At 63.0% G+C, this 22,396-nt stretch carries 20 protein-coding genes and 1 pseudogene; 14 read left to right on the forward strand and 7 right to left on the reverse strand.

The window, feature by feature from the left end; genetic code table 11:
* Positions 1 to 10: 10 nt before the first annotated feature.
* The 4 genes from AC0L2M_RS02535 to AC0L2M_RS02550 all read left to right on the forward strand — a co-directional run bounded on the left by AC0L2M_RS02535 (position 11) and on the right by AC0L2M_RS02550 (position 5,450).
* A complete protein-coding gene (locus AC0L2M_RS02535) occupies positions 11 to 1,096 on the forward strand; it encodes a quaternary amine ABC transporter ATP-binding protein (RefSeq protein ID WP_473533935.1) in 1,086 nt (361 codons plus the stop codon).
* A complete protein-coding gene (locus tag AC0L2M_RS02540; RefSeq protein WP_287226108.1) occupies positions 1,093 to 3,075 on the forward strand; it encodes an ABC transporter permease in 1,983 nt (660 codons plus the stop codon). The genes AC0L2M_RS02535 and AC0L2M_RS02540 overlap by 4 nt, the downstream gene beginning before the upstream one ends.
* 139 nt (positions 3,076 to 3,214) lie before the next feature.
* The gene (locus AC0L2M_RS02545; protein ID WP_473533936.1) at positions 3,215 to 4,117 is read left to right on the forward strand and encodes a dienelactone hydrolase family protein; all 903 of its coding nucleotides are present in this window, start codon (positions 3,215 to 3,217) and stop codon (positions 4,115 to 4,117) included.
* A 307-nt stretch (positions 4,118 to 4,424) separates the two neighbouring features.
* Positions 4,425 to 5,450: a serine hydrolase domain-containing protein gene (locus tag AC0L2M_RS02550; RefSeq protein ID WP_287226112.1), complete on the forward strand. Its 1,026-nt coding sequence runs from the start codon at positions 4,425 to 4,427 to the stop codon at positions 5,448 to 5,450.
* A 35-nt stretch (positions 5,451 to 5,485) separates the two neighbouring features.
* On the opposite strand, the pseudogene AC0L2M_RS02555 reads toward AC0L2M_RS02550, so the two are convergent.
* Positions 5,486 to 6,845, reverse strand: a pseudogene (locus AC0L2M_RS02555) (NAD(P)-binding domain-containing protein).
* Positions 6,846 to 7,096: 251 nt separating this feature from the next.
* Here AC0L2M_RS02555 and AC0L2M_RS02560 point away from each other — a divergent pair.
* Positions 7,097 to 7,807: a helix-turn-helix domain-containing protein gene (locus AC0L2M_RS02560; RefSeq protein WP_473533937.1), complete on the forward strand. Its 711-nt coding sequence runs from the start codon at positions 7,097 to 7,099 to the stop codon at positions 7,805 to 7,807.
* 306 nt (positions 7,808 to 8,113) lie between these two features.
* Here the strand turns inward: AC0L2M_RS02560 and AC0L2M_RS02565 are convergent, their stop codons facing one another.
* The 6 genes from AC0L2M_RS02565 to AC0L2M_RS02590 all read right to left on the reverse strand — a co-directional run bounded on the left by AC0L2M_RS02565 (position 8,114) and on the right by AC0L2M_RS02590 (position 13,822).
* Positions 8,114 to 9,148 (reverse strand): RNA polymerase subunit sigma-70, encoded by a 1,035-nt coding sequence (locus AC0L2M_RS02565; RefSeq protein WP_287226120.1) that lies wholly within the window; start codon positions 9,146 to 9,148, stop codon positions 8,114 to 8,116.
* A gap of 37 nt (positions 9,149 to 9,185) precedes the next feature.
* Complete coding sequence (locus AC0L2M_RS02570; RefSeq protein ID WP_128167759.1) at positions 9,186 to 9,932, reverse strand: SDR family oxidoreductase; 747 nt, start codon at positions 9,930 to 9,932, stop codon at positions 9,186 to 9,188.
* 133 nt (positions 9,933 to 10,065) lie between these two features.
* Positions 10,066 to 11,106 (reverse strand): heme-dependent oxidative N-demethylase family protein, encoded by a 1,041-nt coding sequence (locus tag AC0L2M_RS02575; protein ID WP_287226122.1) that lies wholly within the window; start codon positions 11,104 to 11,106, stop codon positions 10,066 to 10,068.
* A gap of 9 nt (positions 11,107 to 11,115) precedes the next feature.
* A complete protein-coding gene (locus AC0L2M_RS02580) occupies positions 11,116 to 12,081 on the reverse strand; it encodes a PDR/VanB family oxidoreductase (RefSeq protein WP_287226124.1) in 966 nt (321 codons plus the stop codon).
* Positions 12,078 to 12,674: a dimethylamine monooxygenase subunit DmmA family protein gene (locus AC0L2M_RS02585; protein WP_287226126.1), complete on the reverse strand. Its 597-nt coding sequence runs from the start codon at positions 12,672 to 12,674 to the stop codon at positions 12,078 to 12,080. Before AC0L2M_RS02585 ends, AC0L2M_RS02580 begins: the two co-directional genes overlap by 4 nt.
* Before the next feature lie 14 nt (positions 12,675 to 12,688).
* Complete coding sequence (locus AC0L2M_RS02590) at positions 12,689 to 13,822, reverse strand: aminomethyl transferase family protein (protein WP_287226129.1); 1,134 nt, start codon at positions 13,820 to 13,822, stop codon at positions 12,689 to 12,691.
* Positions 13,823 to 13,987: 165 nt separating this feature from the next.
* Here AC0L2M_RS02590 and AC0L2M_RS02595 point away from each other — a divergent pair, with 165 nt between their 5' ends.
* The 9 genes from AC0L2M_RS02595 to AC0L2M_RS02635 all read left to right on the forward strand — a co-directional run bounded on the left by AC0L2M_RS02595 (position 13,988) and on the right by AC0L2M_RS02635 (position 22,356).
* On the forward strand, positions 13,988 to 15,385 hold the full coding sequence (locus AC0L2M_RS02595; RefSeq protein ID WP_287226131.1) for an ammonium transporter: 1,398 nt from the start codon (positions 13,988 to 13,990) through the stop codon (positions 15,383 to 15,385).
* A 37-nt stretch (positions 15,386 to 15,422) separates the two neighbouring features.
* Positions 15,423 to 15,641 carry a hypothetical protein gene (locus tag AC0L2M_RS02600; protein WP_473533938.1) on the forward strand — a complete coding sequence of 73 codons (219 nt, stop codon included), beginning with the start codon at positions 15,423 to 15,425 and terminating at the stop codon, positions 15,639 to 15,641.
* A 132-nt stretch (positions 15,642 to 15,773) separates the two neighbouring features.
* Entirely contained in the window at positions 15,774 to 16,670 is an 897-nt protein-coding gene (locus tag AC0L2M_RS02605; protein WP_287226135.1) for a class II glutamine amidotransferase, read from the forward strand.
* Between the two features lie 4 nt (positions 16,671 to 16,674).
* The gene (locus tag AC0L2M_RS02610; protein ID WP_287226137.1) at positions 16,675 to 17,406 is read left to right on the forward strand and encodes a GltB/FmdC/FwdC-like GXGXG domain-containing protein; all 732 of its coding nucleotides are present in this window, start codon (positions 16,675 to 16,677) and stop codon (positions 17,404 to 17,406) included.
* A 6-nt stretch (positions 17,407 to 17,412) separates the two neighbouring features.
* Positions 17,413 to 18,741: an FMN-binding glutamate synthase family protein gene (locus tag AC0L2M_RS02615; protein WP_128171957.1), complete on the forward strand. Its 1,329-nt coding sequence runs from the start codon at positions 17,413 to 17,415 to the stop codon at positions 18,739 to 18,741.
* A 37-nt stretch (positions 18,742 to 18,778) separates the two neighbouring features.
* Positions 18,779 to 20,086 carry a type III glutamate--ammonia ligase gene (gene glnT, locus AC0L2M_RS02620; protein WP_128167767.1) on the forward strand — a complete coding sequence of 436 codons (1,308 nt, stop codon included), beginning with the start codon at positions 18,779 to 18,781 and terminating at the stop codon, positions 20,084 to 20,086.
* A gap of 92 nt (positions 20,087 to 20,178) precedes the next feature.
* A complete protein-coding gene (locus tag AC0L2M_RS02625; RefSeq protein WP_128167768.1) occupies positions 20,179 to 21,432 on the forward strand; it encodes a sarcosine oxidase subunit beta family protein in 1,254 nt (417 codons plus the stop codon).
* Between the two features lie 16 nt (positions 21,433 to 21,448).
* On the forward strand, positions 21,449 to 21,724 hold the full coding sequence (locus AC0L2M_RS02630) for a sarcosine oxidase subunit delta (protein ID WP_128167769.1): 276 nt from the start codon (positions 21,449 to 21,451) through the stop codon (positions 21,722 to 21,724).
* A complete protein-coding gene (locus AC0L2M_RS02635; RefSeq protein WP_473533939.1) occupies positions 21,721 to 22,356 on the forward strand; it encodes an endonuclease domain-containing protein in 636 nt (211 codons plus the stop codon). The genes AC0L2M_RS02630 and AC0L2M_RS02635 overlap by 4 nt, the downstream gene beginning before the upstream one ends.
* Positions 22,357 to 22,396: the final 40 nt, after the last annotated feature.

Here is a 22,396-nt window from a genome sequence, read left to right on the forward strand (position 1 = left end):
GGACGACGGCATGGCCGATACGACTGAACAGGTGCTGCAAGCGGCAGGCACGCCAATGGATGCCCGCCCGATAAAGCTCGCCTGCCGCAACGTCTGGAAGCTGTTCGGCGCGAACGCGGCCAATTTCATCCGCCAGCGCGACGGCAAGGCCAGCATGACGGAGGTCGCCGCGGCCGGGCTGGTCGGCGCGGTGCGCGCCGTCGACCTCGAAATCCTCCAGGGCGAGATCTTCATCATCATGGGGCTTTCGGGGTCGGGCAAGTCGACGCTGGTGCGCTGCATGTCGCGGCTGGTCGAGCCGACGCATGGCAAGGTCGAGTTCGAGGGCAAGGATCTCCTCAAAATCTCCGATGCCGCTCTGATCGAGCTGCGGCGCCACCGCATGGGCATGGTGTTCCAGAATTTCGCCCTGCTGCCGCATCTGAATGTGCTGGAGAACATCGCCTTTCCACTGGGCATACAAGGGCAGGACCGGCCGACGCGCGAGAAGCGCGCGCGCGAAGTGATCGAGCTTGTCGGCCTGCGCGGCCGCGAGCATTTCTATCCGCGTGAGCTTTCCGGCGGCCAGCAGCAGCGTGTCGGCATCGCCCGCAGCCTCGCCACCAAGCCGGAAATCTGGTTTCTCGACGAGCCGTTTTCGGCGCTCGATCCGCTGATCCGCCGCGAGATGCAAGACGAATTGATGCGGCTGCAGACCATGCTGCACAAGACCATCGTCTTCATCACCCATGATTTCGACGAAGCCATCCGGCTGGCCGACCGCATCGCCATCATGAAGGACGGCGAGGTCATCCAGATCGGCACCCCGGAACAGCTGGTGGTCAACCCGGCGACCGACTATGTCGCCGAGTTCACCCGCGACGTCGACCGCGCCAAGGTGATCTCGGCGCGAAGCCTGATGCGCGCCTGCGCCGGCGCCGAGCATGGCGGCGTGGTCGCGCCGGATGCCAAGATATCGAGTTTTTCGGCTGATATCGTCTCGGCCGGCAAGCCGTTCGCCGTCGTCAACGGCACCGGCAAGCCGATCGGCGAAGTCACGCCGCAAGCGGTGATCGATCTTCTGGCCGGCATCGAGCGTTCCGGGGCCAACGCATGACAGTGACGGCAAGCGCCAGCGAAGCGAGATCGCGGCCGGTTCAGCTCTGGCTGGTGGTCTGGGCCTGCGCCCTTGCAGCCGTGCTTGCCGTGTTCCTGCTGCAGGACAGACTGCCCTGGGCGGTCAATTATCCGGCCAGCGCAGTCGTTCCGGTCGCCGACTGGGTCAGCGCGCTGATGAGCCTGATAAAGTCGAACTTTTCCTGGCTGACGCGCTCGATCACCGCGGCGCTCGGTGTGCCGCTCGATTTTGCGCTCGGTCTGCTCGCCAAGAATTTCAAGATCGGCCATGGCGCCGACATGCTCGTCCTGCCGCGTCTGTCCTGGGTCGGTGTCTGCATCGCCGCATTCCTGGCCGGACGTGCCGCCGGCGGCTGGAAGCTCGCCGCGCTGGTCGGCGGCTGTTTCCTCTACATCGCGCTGTTCGGCCAGTGGACCAGCGCAATGCTGACGCTCGGGCTGATCTCCATCGCCGTGCCGTTCTGCATCGTCAGCGGATTGTTCGTCGGCATCTGGGCGTGGCGCAAGCCATGGGCGGAGAGGCTGCTGATCTCCCCTGCCCTCGACCTGATGCAGACCATCCCGACCTTCGCCTATCTGATCCCGATGCTTCTTCTGTTCGGCAACAGTCCGGTTTCGGCGATGATCGCGACGGCCATTTTTGCGACGCCGCCGATGGTGCGCGCGACGATGCTGGGGCTGTCGCGGGTGCCGTCCGAAATCGACGATTTCAGCGAGATGGCCGGCTGCACGGCGCGCCAGAAACTGTGGCGCGTGCTGCTGCCTTCGGCGCGTCCGACATTGATGGTCGGCGTCAACCAGGTCATCATGCTGGCGCTCAATATGGTGATCATCGCTTCGATGATCGGCGCCGGCGGCCTCGGCTACGACGTGCTGTTGGCGCTCAGGGCGCTGAAGGTCGGCGAGGCGATGGAAGCCGGCCTTGCCATAGTGGCGCTGGCAATCGCGCTCGACCGGCTGAGCCAGGCGATCGCGCGCAATCACGCGAAGGGCCATGTCTATCAGGAGGTCAGCCCGAGCTTCTGGCGGCGCTACCCCAATCTGACGCTGGCCGTCGCCATCCTTGCCGTCACGACACTGCTTGGTCTGTTCGTGCCGGCCTTCGCCGCGGTGCCGAAGGCGATCACCTTCACCACCGCGCCGATGTGGAAGACAGCGGTGAGCTGGATCACGATCAACTTCTTCGACACGATCGAAGCCTTCCGCGTGGCGCTGATCCTCAATGTGCTGAACCCGGTGCGCGCCTTCTGCGAGGGTTTTCCGTGGCTGGGCGCGGTGTTCCTGCTCGGCCTTGCCGGCTACCAGCTCGGCGGCCTGCGCCTCGCTGCCCTGGTCGCGGCGCTGACCGTCTTCTGCGCGGTGACCGGCCTCTGGGAAAAGACCATGGCGACGGTCTACCTCTGCGGCATCTCGGCCTTCATCGCCTGCCTGATCGGAATTCCGATCGGGCTGATGGCATCGCGCAGCGACCGTGTCGAGAAGATCGTCACCCCTGTTATCGACACGCTGCAGGTGCTGCCGTCGTTCTGCTTCATCATTCCGGTGGTGATGCTATTCAGAGTCGGCGACGTGACGGCGATGATCGCGACCGTCGCCTTCGCCGTGGTGCCGGCCATCCGCTACACCAATCACGGCCTCAGGCAGGTGCCACCGGCACTGATCGAGGCGGCAAAGGTGTCGGGCTGCACCAAGCGCCAGACGTTCCTGCGCGTGCAACTGCCGCTGGCGCTGCCTGAGATCATGCTCGGCGTCAACCAGACCATCCTGATGGCGCTGGCGATGATCATCATCTGCGCCATGGTCGGCACGCGCGATCTCGGCCAGGAGGTGTTCATCGCGCTGTCCAAGGCCGATTCCGGCCGCGGCATCGTCGCGGGCCTCGCCATCGCCTTCATCGGCATCGTCGCCGACCGGCTGTTCAACGCCTGGACGGCCAAGGCACGGGCAAAGCTGGGATAGCCGGAGATAGAGGCGAGAGGGCTCGTTCTCCAGCGATTCTCGAAGGCGAACTCGCCGACCTTGCCAAAGCCGGACTGCCAAAGAAACGAAAGGCTCGCAAGCGTCGGCGTAATCGTTCCAGAGTTAGAAAGGCTGAACGATGTCTTTTCCATCCTTAGCTGCTACCGCAATCGCGGTTGTGCTGGCGACAACTGCTGCTGGATCTGATGATCAGTTCGATGAGTTTGCCGTGCCTTTTAACAGCGCGGATTTGACGCTTCCGGATCAGACGCGGGACCTTGCGGCCGGACGCGAAAGCATGATGTTCAAGCCTGTTGGCGAGGGCCCTTTTCCGGCGCTCGTCATCATGCCCACCTGCTATGGACATCTCTACACTTCGAACACGTTCGATTGGGCGCGGCGTGCCGTCGAGCACGGGTACGCGGCGCTCGTCATTGATCCGCTGGCTCCGCGCGGAGTCGACGACAACTGTGTCCGGCCCTTGGCCATCCCTGCTTCTCGGCTCCTGAAGGATGCGTTTGATGCTGCCAACCACCTCCGTCGGCAGCATTTCGTCGATCCCGCTCGCGTCGCTCTGATGGGTTTTTCGCAAGGCGCGATGACAGGACTCGCCGCCGCGGGATCGAGGCGGTCGCGACCGGATGGAACCGAGCCATTTCGCGCTATCGTCTCGGTTTACCCGGTTTGTCTTTTCGCGAACTTGCTGATGCCGGGAATGCCGCATCCCGTCGACATGCACTTCATTCCGGAAAAGATCGTCATACCTTTGCTGGTTGAAATAGGCGACCAGGACACGCAGGGCGGACCGCCGATGAACGGCTGCAAGACGCTGCTCGAAGAACGGAAGGCGCAGGGGGATCCGGTCGAACACATCGTCTACCATGCGACACATGTTTGGGATCATCGGGAATTGGGCAGCGCGGGGGAGCGCATACGCGGCGTCTATGGCCAGGAGATCGTGTATCAATACAGCGCAGAGGTGACCGAACAGTCGGCGAAGGACACGTTTGCCTTCCTCGATAAGCAAATGAAGGGGCCATGACGGCATTCTCTCATTCAACGAAGATCGGCAACTACGGCTGGCAATTGGATAACACCGCGTAGATCGCGTCGTCAGCCCAAGCGCCCTTAAACCAATCAGACTGGCGGAAATGGGCCTCTTTCACGAAGCGGCGCGGCAATTGGTGCGCTCTCCATGACCGGACTAAATTTTGAGGTAATGTTTGTCTAATCTCGCACCGACGCGAGCACGAAGTCTTCGAAAACATCCATCGATACCCCATCTAGGCAGGCGTCTTTGCCCGCCGCCCCACCTTCGTCTTGCCCAAAATGCATCCCAAGCTGGCTTCATGCTGAAGCGTCCCACCGTGATTCTCGCCTTTCTCCTCATCCTTTCCGTCGCTGCTCACGCTGCCGACGGCCTGGAGCAGCGGCTTGGAAAGCTGCTTGACGAGGCCGAGCGCCTGACGCCGCTGCGCACGGTTGCCATCGCGCATGAGGGCGCGGTCGTGGCGGAGCGCGGCTATCGCGGCCACTCTCCGGCACGTCCTGCCAACATAAAATCCGCCTCCAAGTCGATCATCTCGGCGCTTGTCGGCATCGCCATCGACAAGCGCGTGCTCAAAGGCACTGACCAGAAGATCGCTCCGCTTCTTCAGGCCGACCTGCCGGCGAACGCCGATCCGCGGCTCCAGCAGGTGACGATCGGTCATCTGCTTTCCATGCAGGCAGGGCTCGGACGGACCTCCGGCCCAAACTACGGGCGCTGGGTGGCAAGCGACAACTGGGTGCGGGCAGCGCTCGCCATGCCCTTCGACGACGATCCGGGCGGCACCATGCTATATTCCACCGGCTCGACCCATCTCCTTTCGGCGATCCTGACGCGGCGGACCGGCCGCTCGACCCTGGAACTGGCGCGCGAATGGCTCGGGCCGCAGCAGGGCTTTTCCATCACCGCCTGGGACCGCGACCCACAGGGCATCTATCTCGGCGGCAACCAGATGGCCATGAGCCCGCGCTCGCTGCTGGCCTTTGGCGAGCTCTACCGCAGCGGCGGGATGAGCCGCGGCGGACGGCAACTCGTGCCGGCCGATTGGATCAAGCTCTCCTGGCAGCCACGCACCGCCTCGCGTTTCACCGGTGACGGTTACGGCTATGGTTGGTTCATCCGCCAGATCGCGGGCGAAGCGGTCTTCTACGGGTGGGGGTATGGCGGGCAGATGGTCTATGTTGTGCCCGGGCGCGCGTTGACCGTGGTCATGACTTCGGACGAAAACGGCCCCGCCGGCCGCAGCGGCCACCGCGACGATCTCCATGCCCTGCTCGGCCGGATCATTGAAGCGACGAAAGAGATGCGCGAGGCGCGCAGCAACTGACGCATGTCGCGCAAAGCTGTGTGGTGAAGAAGCCGCTACTCCGCCGCGACGCCTTTCACCTCGAGATAGGATTCCATTGAATCGTCCATCGCCTGCAGCCAGGGCGTATGGTGCAGCGGCGCCATCGTGCCGGTCATCAGCGAGCGGTAGGCGTGGTCGCGGAAACCCATGATGTCTTGCGCCTTGTGGTGCTCCCATTCCATGAAGGTCTGATTGACGGCCTCGACGTCGAAGCCCGGATAATCGGTCTGCTCCATCAACTCCCTGGTGTAGTCGCCCTGGAACCAGATCATCTGCTCGGCGTCTTCCAGCGTTTCCTCACGCGCCCGCCAGTTCCTGCCGTGTTCGGCCATCGCCTCGGCCGAAGGCAGTTTTATGCGGCCCATGATGACGTCGCGCGCGAACCAGGCCTGCGCGTCGAACATGTTGAACGTGTAGAACTGGTCCTGCATGCCGATATAGAACAGCTGCGGGTTCCTCTCCCAGACGACGCCCTCATAGAGCCCGTCCGGCCACATGCGGTTGGCGGTCTTGAGCTTCAGATCTTCGGTCAGGAATGGGAACGAGTGGAGATAGCCGGTGCACAGGATGATGGCGTCGACATCCCTGGTGCTGCCGTCCTTGAACTGCGCGGTTTTGCCGACGACCTTCTGCAGCAGCGGCACTTCCTTCCAGTTGTCAGGCCATTTGAAGCCCATCGGCTTCGAGCGGTAGCTGGAGGTGATCGATTTGGCGCCGTATTTGTAGCATTGCGAGCCGATGTCCTCGGCCGAATAGGAGCGGCCGATGATCAGGATGTCCTTATCCCTGAATTCCATGGCGTCGCGGAAATCATGGCTGTGCAGGATGCGGCCATTGAAGCTCGAAAAACCCTCGAAATAGGGGACGTTGGGCACGGAGAAATGCCCCGAGGCGACGACGACGTTGTCGAACTCCTCCGAATAGGTGACGTCGTTGCTGCGGTCATGCGCGGTGACGGTGAACTTTTTCGTCGCGTCGGAGAAGGTCACCATGCGCACCGGGCTGTTGAAGCGCACCCATTGGCGCACGTCGGATTTTTCGACGCGACCCTTGATGTAGTCCCACAGCACGGCGCGCGGCGGGTAGGAGCCGATCGGCCGGCCAAAGTGCTCCTCGAAGGTGTAGTCGGCGAATTCGAGGCATTCCTTCGGCCCGTTCGACCAGAGGTACCGGTACATCGAGCCGTGCACCGGGTCGCCATGCTCGTCGAGGCCGGTGCGCCAGGTGTAGTTCCACAGGCCGCCCCAGTCGGACTGCTTTTCGAAGCAGACGATTTCCGGAATATCCGCGGCCGTTGTCGGCTGCCGACTTGAAGGCTCGAAGCTGGGCCATGCCGGACGGTCCGGCTCCGATGACGGCAACACGACTTTTCATTGCGAGCCTCCCGGTCTCATTTCCCTAACGAAACAAATTTCACTGACAGGACAGTAATTGCCCCTTCGATGCTGTCAACAGGCCTTCTGCTGAAACCACGTGCACCAGATCGGATTCTGGGCAAAACCGCTGACGGCGGAAAAATCGGAGAGCACGCTGTTCGACAAAGTGCCTTCGCAGTTGCGCTCAGGTACCCGCACCGAATATGTTCACCCCGAGTGAAATAAATCCGCAGAACCCGGGGTGGCGACATGGCGAAAAAAGCTTTCAATTCCAGGAATGGGGCAGCCCCTTCCAAGGCCAAGCCATCGCCGAAGGGCGTGGCAACGATCCGGACGCCACTAAGCCAGGACCCGCACGCCGTTCGCGACACCCGCGAAAAGGTGCTCGAGGTCGCGATCGGCCGCGAGGTGCGGGCGTTTCGCAAAAAACTCGGCATCACTGTTGCCGATCTTGCCGCTGCCACCGACATTTCGCTTGGCATGCTGTCGAAGATCGAAAACGGCATCACCTCGCCGTCGCTGACCACCTTGCAGGCGCTGTCGCGGGCGCTCGGCGTTCCGGTCACCGCCTTCTTCCGCCGCTTCGAGGAAGAGCGCAGCGCCGTCTTCGTCAGGGCCGGCGAAGGCCTCGACGTCGAGCGCCGCGGCACGCGCGCCGGCCACCAGTACAATCTGCTCGGCCATATCGGCTCCAACACCAGTGGCGTCGTCGTCGAACCCTATCTCATCACGCTGACCGAGGATTCCGATGTGTTTCCGACTTTTCAGCACGAAGGCATGGAGTTCCTCTACATGCTCGAAGGCGAGGTCACCTACCGGCACGGCAGCAACCTCTACCCGATGAAGCCCGGCGACAGCCTGTTCTTCGACGCCGACGCGCCGCACGGGCCGGAGGTGCTGACAGTCCTGCCGATGCGCTATCTCTCGATCATCTGTTATCCGCAGGGCAGCGCAGGGTGAGAGGGTTCGGACGCAAGCGAAGTCCCCTCATTGAGCCCGTGGCCGCGAAGCGGCCGGATGGAATGTTACAGGTCCAGACTAGAGCGGTTCATCGTTTCACGGAAACGCCGAACCGCTCTATCTCTTTGTTTATGCGCAATTCCCTAGGGAAAGCGCTATGCGCTTTTCCGGGAAAACCGTTTCACGCTTTTCCTGGAATTGCTCTAATGCATGTCGCGCAAAAGTGTGCAGCGGTTTTGCGATATCGACATGCATGAAACAACAACCTAAAGCGCGTCGCATGGGGCCGGTCAAATGCGACGCGCTTTAGGATGGCGGCAGGCCGAAGGCCGCAAACAAACTGGGGCCGAGCGGTGGCACATAGATCGTCAGAGCCGCGATACCGCCCTCGGCGGGCTCGATCACATGCAGCGAATGGGCTCGCCAGGCAGGGTCATTCTGGCTGCGGGAATAGACCCCGACTGCCGGCTGGGCATTGGCTCCAATGGCTACGGTGCGGAAGCCCGAAAAATTGCCCCAGATGGTCTCGAGGAAACTGCGGATCGCCGCGCGTCCACGATACCATTCCTGCCAGGGCGGCATGCGATAGGTGGCGTCCTCCCGCAGGAGTTCGATCAGGCTGTCGAGATTGGCGGCCTCCCAGGCTCGCATGTAACGTTCGAGCAGCAGGCCTTCGTCGGGGTTGGGCTTCGATCGATGGATGGGACGTCCTTGGGGATATCGCGCCGCAAGGGTTATGCGGGCCCGCTGCAATGCGCTGTTGATCGAAACCGTCGACCCGCCCAGCAATCCCGCCGTTTCGACAGCCGACCAGCCCAGCACGTCGGAAAGCAGTAGAGCGGCGCGCTGCCTGGGCGGCAGATCCTGGATCGCGGCGACGAAAGCGAGTTGGACGGCTTCGCGGGTCTCGTAGCGCGCTTCCGGACCCGGCTCACCATCAGCGCGGCCCGGTAGCTCTGCGTCCGGGTAAGGCTCCAACCAGGTGACCTCGGCTGCAGGGCCGCCTGTGGCCATCCCGTGGGAAGCCGGCCGTTCGGGCTGCTGGAGAATGCGATTCGCCCTCGACCTGGCCTTGAGCGCGTTGAGGCAAGAGTTGGTCGCGATCGTGTAGAGCCAACCGCGAACCGAACCCCGCCCATCGAACTCCGATCTTGCGCGCCAGGCGCGCAGAAGCGTGTCCTGGACAAGGTCGTCCGCCTCGTGCAGCGAGCCCATCATGCGATAGCAATGGAGCTTGAGCTCCCGGCGATGGGCAGCCGTGAACTGTTCGAAGGCCAGCCGATCGAGGATCGGCTGGCCCGGCTCACGTACCGGCTTGAGAGGTGCCTGCGAGTCTGTCATGCGGATCCGGCAATTTTGAGTTTGCATTACGCGCGTCTCAGGCGGCCGGCGCAAGTCCGCTCGCGCTCACTGCGAAGGAACATCCTTGCGATTGTTGGGTGGCGAGTGCCACCACCGCCCGTCCGACGTCGGCCGGCGTCTGCATGTCGAGGATGCCCGCGATGAACTCCATGGGCCGGACGCCCCTATAGGCCGAAATGCTCTCGATGCCGGCGTCGCCCACGCCGGTCCCTGGCATGATGCGCATAGGCGCAAGCGCCATGAAGCGCAGGTCGAGGCCGCGCCGATCCGATTCCTTCTGGCTATGACCGGCCAGGAACATCTGCATGCGTTTTGCGCCGGCATAGCCGCCGGAATTCGGTGGCCCCCCGGTCAGAGCCGCGCCGCTGGAGATCAGAACAACCCGGGCGCCCGGTTTGAGCGGACGCCGAAGCGCGGCCTTGCAAAACAGAAACGACGCCTTGACGTCCGTTTCCCAGTTTGCGGAGAACGCCTCCCAGTTCTGTTCATGTAGGGGCGCGGAGGGGGCAAGAGCACCTGCGCATATCACCAGGACGTCCGGTTCCAGCGCGGCGAAGACCTGATCGGGAGCGATGTCCACAGTTGCATCGACCGCGAACGTCTTCACGCCCGAAGTCTCCCGGGCAAATTCCGCCAGGGTCTGTTCGCTGCGGGCGACTGCGAGGACCGTCGCCCCCTCGCTGAGGGCGGCTTCTACGATCGAGCGGCCGACACCACGGCTTCCTCCAACGACGACGACATTCTGACCTTGTAACAATCTCATGGACCCACCTTGCTATCCGGGCAGCTGGACCATCCAGGCACGCCCATTGATAAGGACAGCGCAGGCGGTCTGAAATCATCGGTGCGGGGTCAAAAATCTTCTCAGGTGATCGGAAGCGCCGGTGCAAGCCTCCTTAATCCGGCCCGAAGCCGGGCGATGTCGGGCTGCCGTCGTCCAGCTTCGACAGCCATTCGACCAGCGTCGCGCGGTAGCGTGTCAGGCCTTTGTAATTGGCGAGCTCTTCGGGAAGGTCGCGGATGACGCGGTGCAGGCGCCGCGCCCATTTCGGCTGGGTCACCAGCTCGTCCATTTTGATGAGATAACAGCGGATCGGGAAGACGATGCCGTTCGAGCGCGGCAGCCGCCAGAAGCTCTGCAATTCGACACGCAGATGGACCTTGTCGCCGACGTTTTCGGGCGTCACCGTCGCCCGGTCCGGACCCCATTTGTGGTAATTTTCCGGACTGGTGTCGAGGCGCGGATTGATGGTCATCGTCCAGTTCAGCCGCCGCGCCGGCTTGCCCTGCTGGATGTTGGTGAGGAATTTTAGCGCCCGGGTGAAAATCCCCTTCTCATGCGCCAGCGGCACCGGCGCGTGCCATTCGAAGAAGTTCATGCCGATGTCGAAATCCAGCGACCAGTCGGCCTGGGTGGTGACCATGCCGGCATCCATCCACAGATTGCCGTCGCGCTGGTCGAGGATGCAGAAATCGCCCTGGCTTTGCCGCGTGATGTATTCCATCGGCCCGTAGGGCAGCGTCGAGACATCGCCGAAGGTGAAGCTGTCGTCGATGCCGAGCGGCCGGTTGATCCAGCGCCATTTGTCGCCGTCGCGCGTCAGCGTGAAATGCTCGGGATAGCCCAGCGCCTGCTGTTCCATCAGAAGTTCGAGCAGGTCCCAGCCGGCCAGCGTCATGTGCGGCAGTGACTGGCAGCGCAGCGGGTCTTCCGCCAGCACCAGCGCGCGGTCCTGCATCTCGGCGACATAGTGCTCGTCGACGTCGATCAGGTTTTCGAGCGCGCTGCCCTTCGGTCCGACGACGTGCGGCTCGATGTTGACCGCATACATGTAGCTGTCCTCGTGGAACGGGAACGGGAACCGCCTGATGTGCTCCGGGCTGTTCCTGAAGGTGAAATCGTTACGGAACGTTTCGTTACGAAAGGTGATGCCCAAGCTCGCCTCCTATCTTTCCAGAACCAGCGACCTGCCCTCGAAGCGCGAGACGCAAGGCATGATCTTCTTGCCGCAACGGTGCTCTTCCTCGCTCAGCCAGTGGTCGATGTGGATGAAGTTGCCGTCATGCGCGATGACATTGGTCTCGCACTGGCCGCAGACGCCGCCGCGGCAGAGATAGGGCGGATCGACGCCGGCGGCCTCGATCGCTTCGAGCAGGCTCTGCTGCTCGCCGACACGGATCGACTTGCCGCTCAGGGCCAGCGTCACGTCGAACGGCGCGCCGGGCTGCGGAGCGGCGAAATGCTCGAAATGCACGGTCTCCGTCGGCCAGCCCAAGGCAGCGGCGCGGTCACGCACCCAGCCGATCATGCCCGACGGGCCGCAGACGTAGAGATGCGTGCCAAGCGGCTGCGACGACAGCAGCCGGTCGAGCTCGATCCGCTCGTCGCGGTCGTCGTGATAGAGCCTGACGCGGCGGTCGTAGCGTTCTCTAAGCACATCGGCATAGGTGCCGAGCGAGGCGGTGCGGCAGGTGTAATGCAGCTCGAAATTGCCGCCTTCCGCTGCCAGCTGCGCGGTCTGCGCCATGAAAGGCGTGATGCCGATGCCGCCGGCCAGCATCAGGTGCTTCCTGGCGCGCAGGTCGAGCGAGAACAGATTGACGGGGTAGCTGATCACCATCTCCATGCCGGGCCTGACATGCCTGTGCATGAACAGCGAGCCACCGCGGCCAGCATCGTCGCGGCGCACCGAGATGGTGTACTCGCGCGTGTCAAGCGGCGAGCCCATCAGCGAATAGGGATTGAGCCTGGTCCGCTCGCCGTCGCGCATCTCCACCACAACATGGGCGCCGCCGGAGAATGTCGGCAAAAGCTGCCCGTCGCGCCGGCGGAAATGGAAGCGCGTGACAAGTTCGTTGACCGGGACGACATCGCTCACGACGACGTCAAGCTTGGTGGTGCCGGTGCTCATCGAAAGATCTCCTCCGCCGGAGGAATTTCGCTGCGGTCTTCCGCATTGATGCAGACGCCCTGGAATGCGGCGAGGCGCCTGGAATAGTGATCGCGTACCAGAAGAAGCAGGCCACAATGCGAACAGGTCGCCGGCTGCGTCGTCACGTTTTCGGTGATGCCCTTGCAATGGACGCATTGAACGCGGCGCGCCAGCGAGCCGCGATGCTCGGTCTGGATCGAGGTGTGGTCGATGCCGGCTTCGAGCGCCGCCTGCATCGCCTGGCCGATCAGCCCCTCGGTGCCGGCGAGATAGAGGCGCAGGCCCATATGCGCGTTGGCCAGCGTCTGCTTCAGCCGCGGCAGGGCGCTGGCGAAGGAAGGTCCTTGGTAGAACTGCGCCGGCTTCAGCGCTTCGAGCGCGGCGACATGCTGGCCCTCATTGCCGGGGATGAAAATAATATGGGCATCGGCAAAAAAACCGTCGGGCGCCTTGGGGGCCAAGTCCGTTATCGCCAGCGCGCCGTCTGCATCGGCCACGAAAAGATGGTGCTTGCCGGGCTGCGGCGACAGGGTTCCGTAGACCGGCCGGCTGATGATGCTTTTCGCTGCCATCCTCCCAGTATGCCTTAGCCTTTTGCCGTGCGCTTGGTCTTCTTCGGATCGTCGAATGGAAGCGGCTCGGCCGTTGCGCTGATGGCGCCGCTCTGGTTGCGGATCTCGAGCCTGGTGCCCTGGACGGCACAATCGACATCGAGCCGGGCAATGCCCATCGATTTCTGGACCAGCGGCGAATACATGGCGCAGGTCACCACGCCGACCCTTTTGCCGTCGCGATAGACCGGTGCGCCCTCGTCGGCCGGCTCCTTGCCTTCGAGCAGCACGCCGAAGATCTTGAAGCGTTCCTTGCCCTTGAGGCGGTAGTGCTCCTCGGCGCCGCGAAACCCTGTCTTGCCGGGGCTGACGGTAAAATCGAGGCCGAGTTCCCACAGCGTGTCGCCGGGGCCTTCGTTCTCGAACGGATATTTCTGCGAATTGTCGTAGGGGTAGAACAGGAGGTAGCTCTCGACGCGCAGCATATCGAGCGTGGTGAACCGGCACGGGATGATGCCGGCGCTCTTGCCCTCGTCGAGGATGGTGTCCCAGATCGTGCCGGCATCCTGGCCACGGCAGAAGATCTCGTAGCCGCGTTCGCCGGTGTAGCCGGTGCGTGAGATCATCACCGGAAGACCGAACAGCCGGGTCTGCATGTGATGGAAATAGGCGAGGTCGCGTATGCCAGGCACATGCTTGGCCAGGTAGTCGACTGATATCGGTCCCTGCAGCGAAAGGTCGTGCAGATTGTCGTCAAAGCGCAGCGAGACATCGCGGCCCATGGCGGCGCGCTGCAATTCCTCATGGCCGGTGCCCGAACCATGCACGACCATCCAGGCATTCGGACCGGTGCGGTAGAGAATGCAGTCGTCGGTGAACTTGCCGGCCTCGTTGAGCATGCAGGCATAAGCCGACTTGCCGGGATATATTTTCTCGACGTCGCGCGTCGTGGCGAGGTCGATCAGGTGCGAGGCATGCGGCCCGGTGATGTGGACCTTCTTGAGGCCCGACACGTCCATCAGCCCGGCCTTGGTGCGGATGGCGATGTACTCCTCGTCGGCGTCCTTGTCGTAGGTCCAGGCAGTGCCCATCCCGCTCCAGTCTTCGAGCTTCGAACCGAGCGTACGATGGCGATCCGCCAAGGTCGAAAATCTCCAGGATGCGGTCATGGACTTGCTTCTCCTCACAAGATTGCCGGCGTTCGCCGCTCAAGGGCACTGAGGCCATGCGACGGTCCGGGCCATATTGACTCAAAACTCCAAAAGCGCGCAATACTAAGATGCAAAAAGTTTTACTGAGAGGCAAGGAACGCAACTGAACGGAGGGGACATGCAATGGAAGGGAATCTCAACGCTCTAACGACCATTTTCACGGAGTTCTATTACTGGGTGACCATCGTCATGATGTTCCTGATCCATGTCGGGTTCTGCATGTACGAGGTCGGCGTGTCGCGTCGGCGCAATCATCTGAAAACGCTGATGAAAAACGCGATGGCGATTCCGCTCGTCACGATCACCTTCTATTTTTTTGGCTGGTGGATCTATTTCGGCTTCCCCAACGGGCCGGGCATCGCCGGCGGACTTGTCACGGCGCCATTTGCCGAACCATGGAATCCGCTGATGGGCACCCATCTCTCCGGTGTCAATCCGGGCGAGACGGGGGTCACCCCTACCGACGCGGCGCTGTGGCATCGCCTCAACGGCGTGTTCTGGGGCGCCTTTCTGCTGTTTTCCATCACGACGGCGTCGATCATCTCGGGCTCGATCATAGAGCGCGCGCGCTCTGGCGCGTTCTGGATCGTCGCGGTGCTGATCGGCTCGGTCCTGTGGATCCTCGACGCGTCCTGGGGCTGGCATCCGCAAGGCTGGATGGTGAAATTGTGGGGCTATCACGACGCCTATGCATCGGGCGTCGTGCACGCAATCGCCGGCGGAGCGGCGCTCGCCTTTCTCATCGTGCTTGGGCCGCGCATCGGCAAATTCAGGCCCGACGGCACGGCCCGCGACATCCCGCCCCATAATGTCTGGCTGGTCACGATCGGCCTGTTCCTGATCTTCACCGGCTTCTGGGGCTTCTATGCCGCGTGCAACATTCCGCTGATCAGCCCGGCCACGATTGCCGGCCAGATCACCGGCGAGACCTGGACGGCGACCAATATCTATCTCGCGCCGACCACGCTCTCGGCGGTCACCTTCAACTTCTTGATGTCGCTGTCGGGCGGTATGCTGGCCGGCTACATCGTCTCGAAAGGCGACCCTTTCTGGACGTTCTCTATGGGGCTTTGCGGCATCATCTCGGCGTCTGCCGGCAACGACCTCTATCACCCGATCCAGGCGATGCTGATCGGCGCGATCGTCCCGAGCATCTGCTACAAGCTGCACTATTTCGTCGAGCGCCGCTTCAAGATCGATGATGCGGTCGGCGCCGTTGCGGTGCACGGTTATGGCGGCTTTCTCGGGGTCGTGGTGGCGGGCTTCATGCTGTGGGGACAGCCGTCCTCGCCCTATGAGGGCTTCGCGCACATCAACCCGCTCGGCAATTTCGCTGGTGCGGTGCTGATGTTCGTGCTCGGCTTCGTCCCCACCTTCGTCGTCTGCAAGATCCTCAACAGCATGAACCTCCTGCGTGTACCGAAGAAGGTCGAACTCGAGGGCGTCGACTTTGCCCTCAACCATGCGTTCGAGGGGTCGGTCCGCGAACTGGGAACCGCCGAAAAGGCCATGATCAAATAGTCAACCGACAGGTAGTCAAACGACAGGGAGAACCGCAATGTCGACCAATGGAATGGAAAGCTGGGCCGTGGACCTCAAGGACGTCGGCGCGATCTACCCTTTCCAGGGTTCTGAAGTGGTGATGGTGATCGTCGGCCTCGCCTTCTGGATCGGGTGGCACGTCCTCCAGACGCGCCAGGAGAACGCTGAGATCGAGGCCGATGTGGCGGTGGATCGCAGCGGCGAGGAGACCAGAAAGGCGATCGATCGCCATTAGACCGGAATAAGGTCGTCTGGCGCGTCATTTGCGCCGGACGACTTGTCCAGCATGAAAAAAACTTTCATATGAGTTGAATTCTATTTATGAAGCTGGTAGCACCGAAATCATAGCTTACCGCGGGAGCCTGACATGTGCGGAATCGTCGGATTGTTTTTGAAGGACAAGTCGCTCGAGCCCCAGCTCGGCTCGATGCTTTCGGAGATGCTGATCTCGCTCAGCGATCGCGGTCCCGACAGTGCCGGCATCGCCATCTATGGCACGCCATCCGGCAACGAGGCCAAGATCACCATGCAGTCGGCAAAACCGGAGCAGGATTTCCGCAACCTTGACGCCGAACTCGCCAAGGCGATCGGAGCGCCGGTAAGCATCGCAGTGAAATCGACGCATGCAGTGGTCAGGACCGCGCCTGCCAAGATCGACGAAATGCGCGAGGCGATCCAGGCGCTGCGCCCCGACATCCGCATCATGGGCGCCGGCGAGGTCGTCGAAATCTACAAGGAAGTCGGCTTGCCCGAAACGGTGGTCGATCGCTTCGACGTGCGCAGCATGACCGGCACGCACGGCATCGGCCATACTCGCATGGCGACGGAATCGGCGGTGACGACGATGGGGGCGCATCCGTTCTCGACCGGCGCCGACCAATGCCTGGTGCATAATGGCTCGCTTTCCAATCACAACAATGTCCGCCGCGAGCTGATCCGCGAAGGCATGAAATTCGAGACCGAGAACGACACCGAAGTCGCGGCCGCCTACCTCTCCTCGCAGATGGCGCATGGCAAGAATCTCGGCGAGGCGCTGGAAGGCACGCTGAGCGACCTCGACGGCTTCTTCACCTTCGTCGTCGGCACCAAGAACGGCTTCGGCGTGGTGCGCGATCCGATCGCCTGCAAGCCTGCCGTCATGGCCGAGACCGACCAATACGTCGCCTTCGGCTCGGAGTATCGTGCGCTGACCAAACTGCCCGGCATCGACAATGCGAGGGTCTGGGAACCCGAGCCTGCAACCGTCTATTTCTGGGAGCATTGAGTTCATGCCGGCAATCAACGTCTCCAAGGCACTCGACCAGAGCCATGCATCAGGGGTGTTCGACCTGGCCGAGATTCCGCTGCGCGAGCTCAACCAGGCGCTTCACGATTTGCCTCCCGGTTCGAACCAGACCGCCTTGGAAGTGCTCAATCCGAAAGGCAGCCATTCGGTGGCGGTCGGCGTCGACCAGCCGGTTACCGTCGATGTCCGCGGCAGCGTCGGCTATTATTGCGGCGGCATGAACGACGGCAGCGCCATCACGGTGCATGGCTCGGCCGGACCCGGCGTCGGCGAAAACATGATGTCGGGCTCGATAACGGTCAAAGGCGACGCCAGCCAATATGCCGGCGCCACCGGCAGGGGCGGGCTGCTGGTCATCGAGGGCAACGCGTCGTCGCGCTGCGGCATCTCGATGAAGGGCATCGACATCGTCGTCCACGGCAATATCGGCCATATGTCGGCCTTCATGGCGCAGTCCGGCAATCTGGTGGTGCTGGGCGATGCCGGCGATGCGCTCGGCGATTCCATCTACGAGGCGCGGCTGTTCGTGCGCGGCAAGGTCGGCAGCCTCGGCGCCGACTGCATCGCCAAGGAGATGCGGCCCGAGCATCTGGCATTGCTGCAGGACCTGCTCGACCGCGCCGGGGTGACCGGCGTCAAGGCGGCGGAGTTCACGCGTTACGGCTCGGCGCGCACCCTCTACAATTTCAACATTGACAACGCCGAGGCGTATTGAGGCTCAATGACCTATCGCAACCCGCCGACGACGCCGCGCAAATCCGCGACCTTCGACGACTACACGCTTTCCGAGATCCGTCGCGCCGCTGCGACCGGCATCTATGATATCCGCGGCGCCGGCGCCAAGCGCAGGCTGCCGCATTTCGACGACCTGCTTGTGCTCGGCGCCTCGATCTCGCGCTATCCGCTTGAAGGCTATCGCGAGCGCTGCGACACCAGTGTCGTGCTGGGCTCGCGCCATGCGAAAAAGCCGATCGAGCTGAAAATCCCGATCACCATTGCCGGCATGAGTTTTGGCTCGCTGTCCGGCCCGGCCAAGGAAGCGCTCGGCCGCGGCGCGACGCTGTCCGGCACCTCGACGACGACCGGCGACGGCGGCATGACCGAGGAAGAGCGCGGCCATTCCAAGACGCTGGTCTACCAGTACCTGCCGTCGCGCTACGGCATGAACCCGCGCGACTTGCGCCGGGCGGATGCGATCGAGATCGTCGTCGGCCAGGGTGCCAAGCCCGGTGGCGGCGGCATGCTGCTTGGCCAGAAGATCTCCGACCGTGTCGCCGAAATGCGCACGCTGCCCAAGGGTATCGACCAGCGCTCAGCCTCACGCCATCCCGACTGGACCGGGCCCGACGATCTCGAAATCAAGATCCTGGAACTGCGTGAAATCACCGACTGGGAAAAGCCGATCTACGTCAAGGTCGGCGGCGCGCGGCCCTATTACGATACAGCCCTTGCGGTGAAATCAGGCGCCGATGTCGTCGTGATCGACGGCATGCAGGGCGGCACCGCCGCAACCCAGGAAGTGTTCATCGAGAATGTCGGCCAGCCGACGCTTGCCTGCATCCGGCCGGCGGTGCAGGCACTGCAGGATCTCGGCATGCATCGCAAGGTGCAGCTGATCATCTCCGGCGGCATCCGCAACGGCGCCGATGTCGCCAAGGCGCTGGCGCTCGGCGTCGACGCGGTGTCGATCGGCACCGCCGCACTTGTCGCGCTCGGCGACAACGATCCGCGCTGGGAGGCGGAGTACAACGAGCTCGGCACCACCGCCGGCGCCTATGACGACTGGCACGAGGGCCGCGATCCGGCCGGCATCACCACGCAGGACCCCGAGCTGATGAAACGGCTCGATCCGATAGCGGCCGGGCGACGGCTGGCCAATTATCTCAAGGTGATGACGCTGGAGGCGCAGACGATCGCCCGCGCCTGCGGCAAGAACAGCCTGCACAATCTCGAGCCCGAGGATCTCGTCGCGCTGACGATCGAAGCCGCCGCCATGGCCGGCGTGCCGCTGGCCGGCACCAACTGGATACCGGGGAAGAACGGCTTCTGATACCAAACTACCAAATACCAATAAGCGAGGAACTATAATGGGGAACGATCTCGCCGCCTTCGCCAAAGGGAACGGCGTCAAATATTTCATGATTTCCTACACCGACCTGTTCGGTGGACAGCGCGCCAAGCTGGTGCCGGCGCAGGCCATCGCCGACATGCAGAAGGACGGCGCCGGCTTTGCCGGCTTTGCCACCTGGCTCGACCTGACGCCGGCGCATCCAGACATGCTGGCCGTGCCGGATCCGGATTCGGTCATCCAGCTGCCGTGGAAGCCGGAAGTCGCCTGGATTGCCGCCAATTGCATGATGGACGAAAAAACGGTCGCCCAGGCGCCGCGCAACACGCTGAAGCGGCTGATTGACGAGGCGGCGGGCGACGGCATGCATGTCAAGACCGGCGTCGAGGCCGAATTCTTCCTGATCTCGCCGGACGGCAACACGATTTCCGACGAATACGACACGGCGTCAAAGCCCTGCTACGACCAGCAGGCGGTGATGCGGCGCTATGATGTCATCGCCGAGATCTGCGACCACATGCTGGCGCTCGGCTGGGGCGCCTACCAGAACGACCATGAGGACGCCAACGGCCAGTTCGAGATGAACTGGGCCTTCGACGATGCGCTGGCGACCGCCGACAAGCATTCCTTCTTCAAGTTCATGGTGAGGTCCGTTGCGGAAAAGCACGGCCTGCGCGCCACCTTCATGCCAAAACCATTCCCGGGCCTGACCGGCAATGGCTGCCACGCCCATATCTCGGTGTGGGACAAGGACGGCAAGACCAATGTCTTTGCCGACAACGCCATGGAGCTCGGCCTGTCGGCGAAGGGCAGGAATTTTCTCGGCGGCATCATGAAGCATGCCTCGGCGCTTGCCGCGATCACCAACCCGACCGTCAATTCCTACAAGCGCATCAATGCGCCGCGCACCATTTCGGGCGCCACCTGGGCGCCGAACTCGGTGACCTGGACCGGCAACAACCGCACCCATATGGTGCGCGTGCCCGGCCCCGGACGCTTCGAGCTGCGCCTGCCCGACGGCGCGGCAAACCCTTATCTGCTGCAGGCGGTCATCATCGCCGCCGGCCTCGACGGCATCCGCTCGAAGGCCGATCCCGGCAAGCGCTACGACATCGACATGTACCAGTTCGGGCATACGGTGGAGGGCGCGCCGAAGCTGCCGCTCAACCTGCTCGATGCATTGCGCGAGTTCGACAACGACAAATCGCTCAAGGCGGCGCTGGGTGAGGAATTCTCGTCGGCTTATCTAAAGCTGAAGCATCAGGAATGGAATTCCTATGCTTCCCACTTCACCCAGTGGGAGCGCGACCACACGCTGGATATCTAGAGCATCGGACCGAAAAGTGTGAAGCGGTTTTCGGACGATTCCGATGCGTCAAGAATGGTCCTGCGCGGCGCGAGCGACCTCGGAATAGAGTCATGAAATACTCGATCTTCTCCCTCGCCCGTGCGGCATTTTCCGGTCACAAGAATTGGCAGCGCACCTGGCGCGACGCCAGCCCGAAGGACCGCTACGACGTGGTGATCATCGGCGGCGGCGGCCACGGCCTGGCGACGGCATGGTTCCTCGCCAGCGAATACGGCATCAGGAATGTCGCCGTGCTCGAAAAGGGCTGGATCGGCTCCGGCAATGCCGGCCGCAACACCACCATCATCCGCTCCAATTACGGGCTGCCCGGCAATACCGGCTTCTACGAGCTGTCGATGAAGCTCTGGGAGCGGATGGAGCAGGACCTCAACTACAACACGATGGTCAGCCAGCGCGGCGTCATCAACCTTTACCATTCCGATGCGCAGCGCGACGCCTATGCGCGGCGCGGCAACACGATGCGCATCAACGGCATCGATGCCGAACTGCTCGACCTTGCCGCGGTCAAGAAGATGATGCCGTTCCTGAACTTCGACAATGCCCGCTTTCCCGTGCAAGGCGGCCTGCTGCAGCGGCGCGGCGGCACGGCACGCCACGACGCCGTGGTCTGGGGCTACGCCCATGCGGCGAGCGCGCTCGGCGTCGACATCATCCAGAACTGCGAGGTGACCGGCTTTGGGCGCGACGCCAACGGCAAGGTGACCGGCGTCGAGACATCGCGCGGCGCAATCGGCGCCGGCAAGGTCGGCATGGCCGTCGCCGGCAGTTCGTCGCGCGTCGCGGCGTTGGCTGGCCTGCGGCTGCCGATCGAGAGCCATGTGCTGCAGGCCTTCGTTTCCGAGGCGATCAAGCCGCTGATCCCCAATGTCATGACCTTCGGCGCCGGCCATTTCTATGTCAGCCAGTCGGACAAGGGCGGGCTGGTCTTCGGCGGCGATATAGACGGCTACAATTCCTATGCCCAGCGCGGCAACATGCCTGTGATGGAAGACGTCTGCGAGGGCGGCATGGCGCTGATGCCGATGATCGGTCGCGTGCGCCTGTTGCGCCAATGGGGCGGCATCATGGACATGTCGATGGACGGCTCGCCAATCATCGACAAGACGCCGGTGGACGGGCTCTATCTCAATGCCGGCTGGTGCTATGGCGGCTTCAAGGCGACGCCCGGCTCCGGCCTTGTCTTTGCCCATCTTCTGGCCCGCGACGAACTGCACAAGGAGGCGGCGCGCTTCCGCCTCGACCGGTTCCGGCGGGGCGCGATGATCGATGAAAAGGGCGTCGGCGCCCAACCGAACCTGCACTGAGGACGGTCCGAAAAGCATGCGTATTGTCTGTCCCTTCTGCGGCGAACGCGAACTCGGCGAGTTCACCTGTCTCGGCGACGCCAAGCCGCTGCGGCCGGCTGCCGGCGCCTCGGAAGACGAGGTCTTCGACTATGTCTATTTACGCGACAACATTGCCGGCGAGACCAGCGAACATTGGTACCATGGCGGCGGCTGCCGGGCCTGGCTGAAGATCACCCGCAACACGCTGACGCACGAGATCTCCTCGGTCGAGCCGGCGGCGGGCGTGGGTGCAAGGCAGGTGGCAAAATGAGTATTCTTAGCCAGCTCAGCGCTGCCGCGAAGAACGCGAGGCCCCTACCTCCCCCTTGTGGGGAGGTCGGACCGCAGGTCCGGGTGGGGGTCGGCGCCGCGGGGGCCCCCCCCCCCCCGGGGGGGGCCCCCCCCCCCCCCCCGGGGGGGGGGGGGGGGGGGGGGGGGGGGGCGGGGGGGGGGGGGGCGCCCCCCCCCGCGCCGACAGATCCGACCAAAAGAAATGCCGGGGCAACCGCTCGCGCTCGAAAGCTGCGGGTCGACGAAACCGAGGCTGAGTACCGACTTCGGGGGGATCTGAGAGGACGTCATCTCAACGGCTACAAATTTGTGAGGCAAGTGCCGCTTGGACCTTTCATCGCGGATTTCGTTTGTCGCGAGAAGGGTCTGATTGTCGAACTCGATGGCAGCCAGCATGCTGATTCACCAACCGACCCCGCCAGGACGGCCTGGCTGAATGGGCATGGTTATTCCGTTCTCCGGTTCTGGAACCATGAAGTTTTGGCCGAGCGCCGAGCGGTCCTTGATACGATCCTGGCTTGCCTCGACGGAAAGATTTCTACCCCCTCACCCGGCCTCCGCTTCGCTCCGGCCACCCTCTCCCCGTTGGGGAGAGGAGGGGAGCTTCGCTGATGGACTCCTTTCGCGACAAGATCGTTCCGGTGACCTCGAT

The organism is Mesorhizobium sp. WSM4806 (assembly GCF_055811635.1).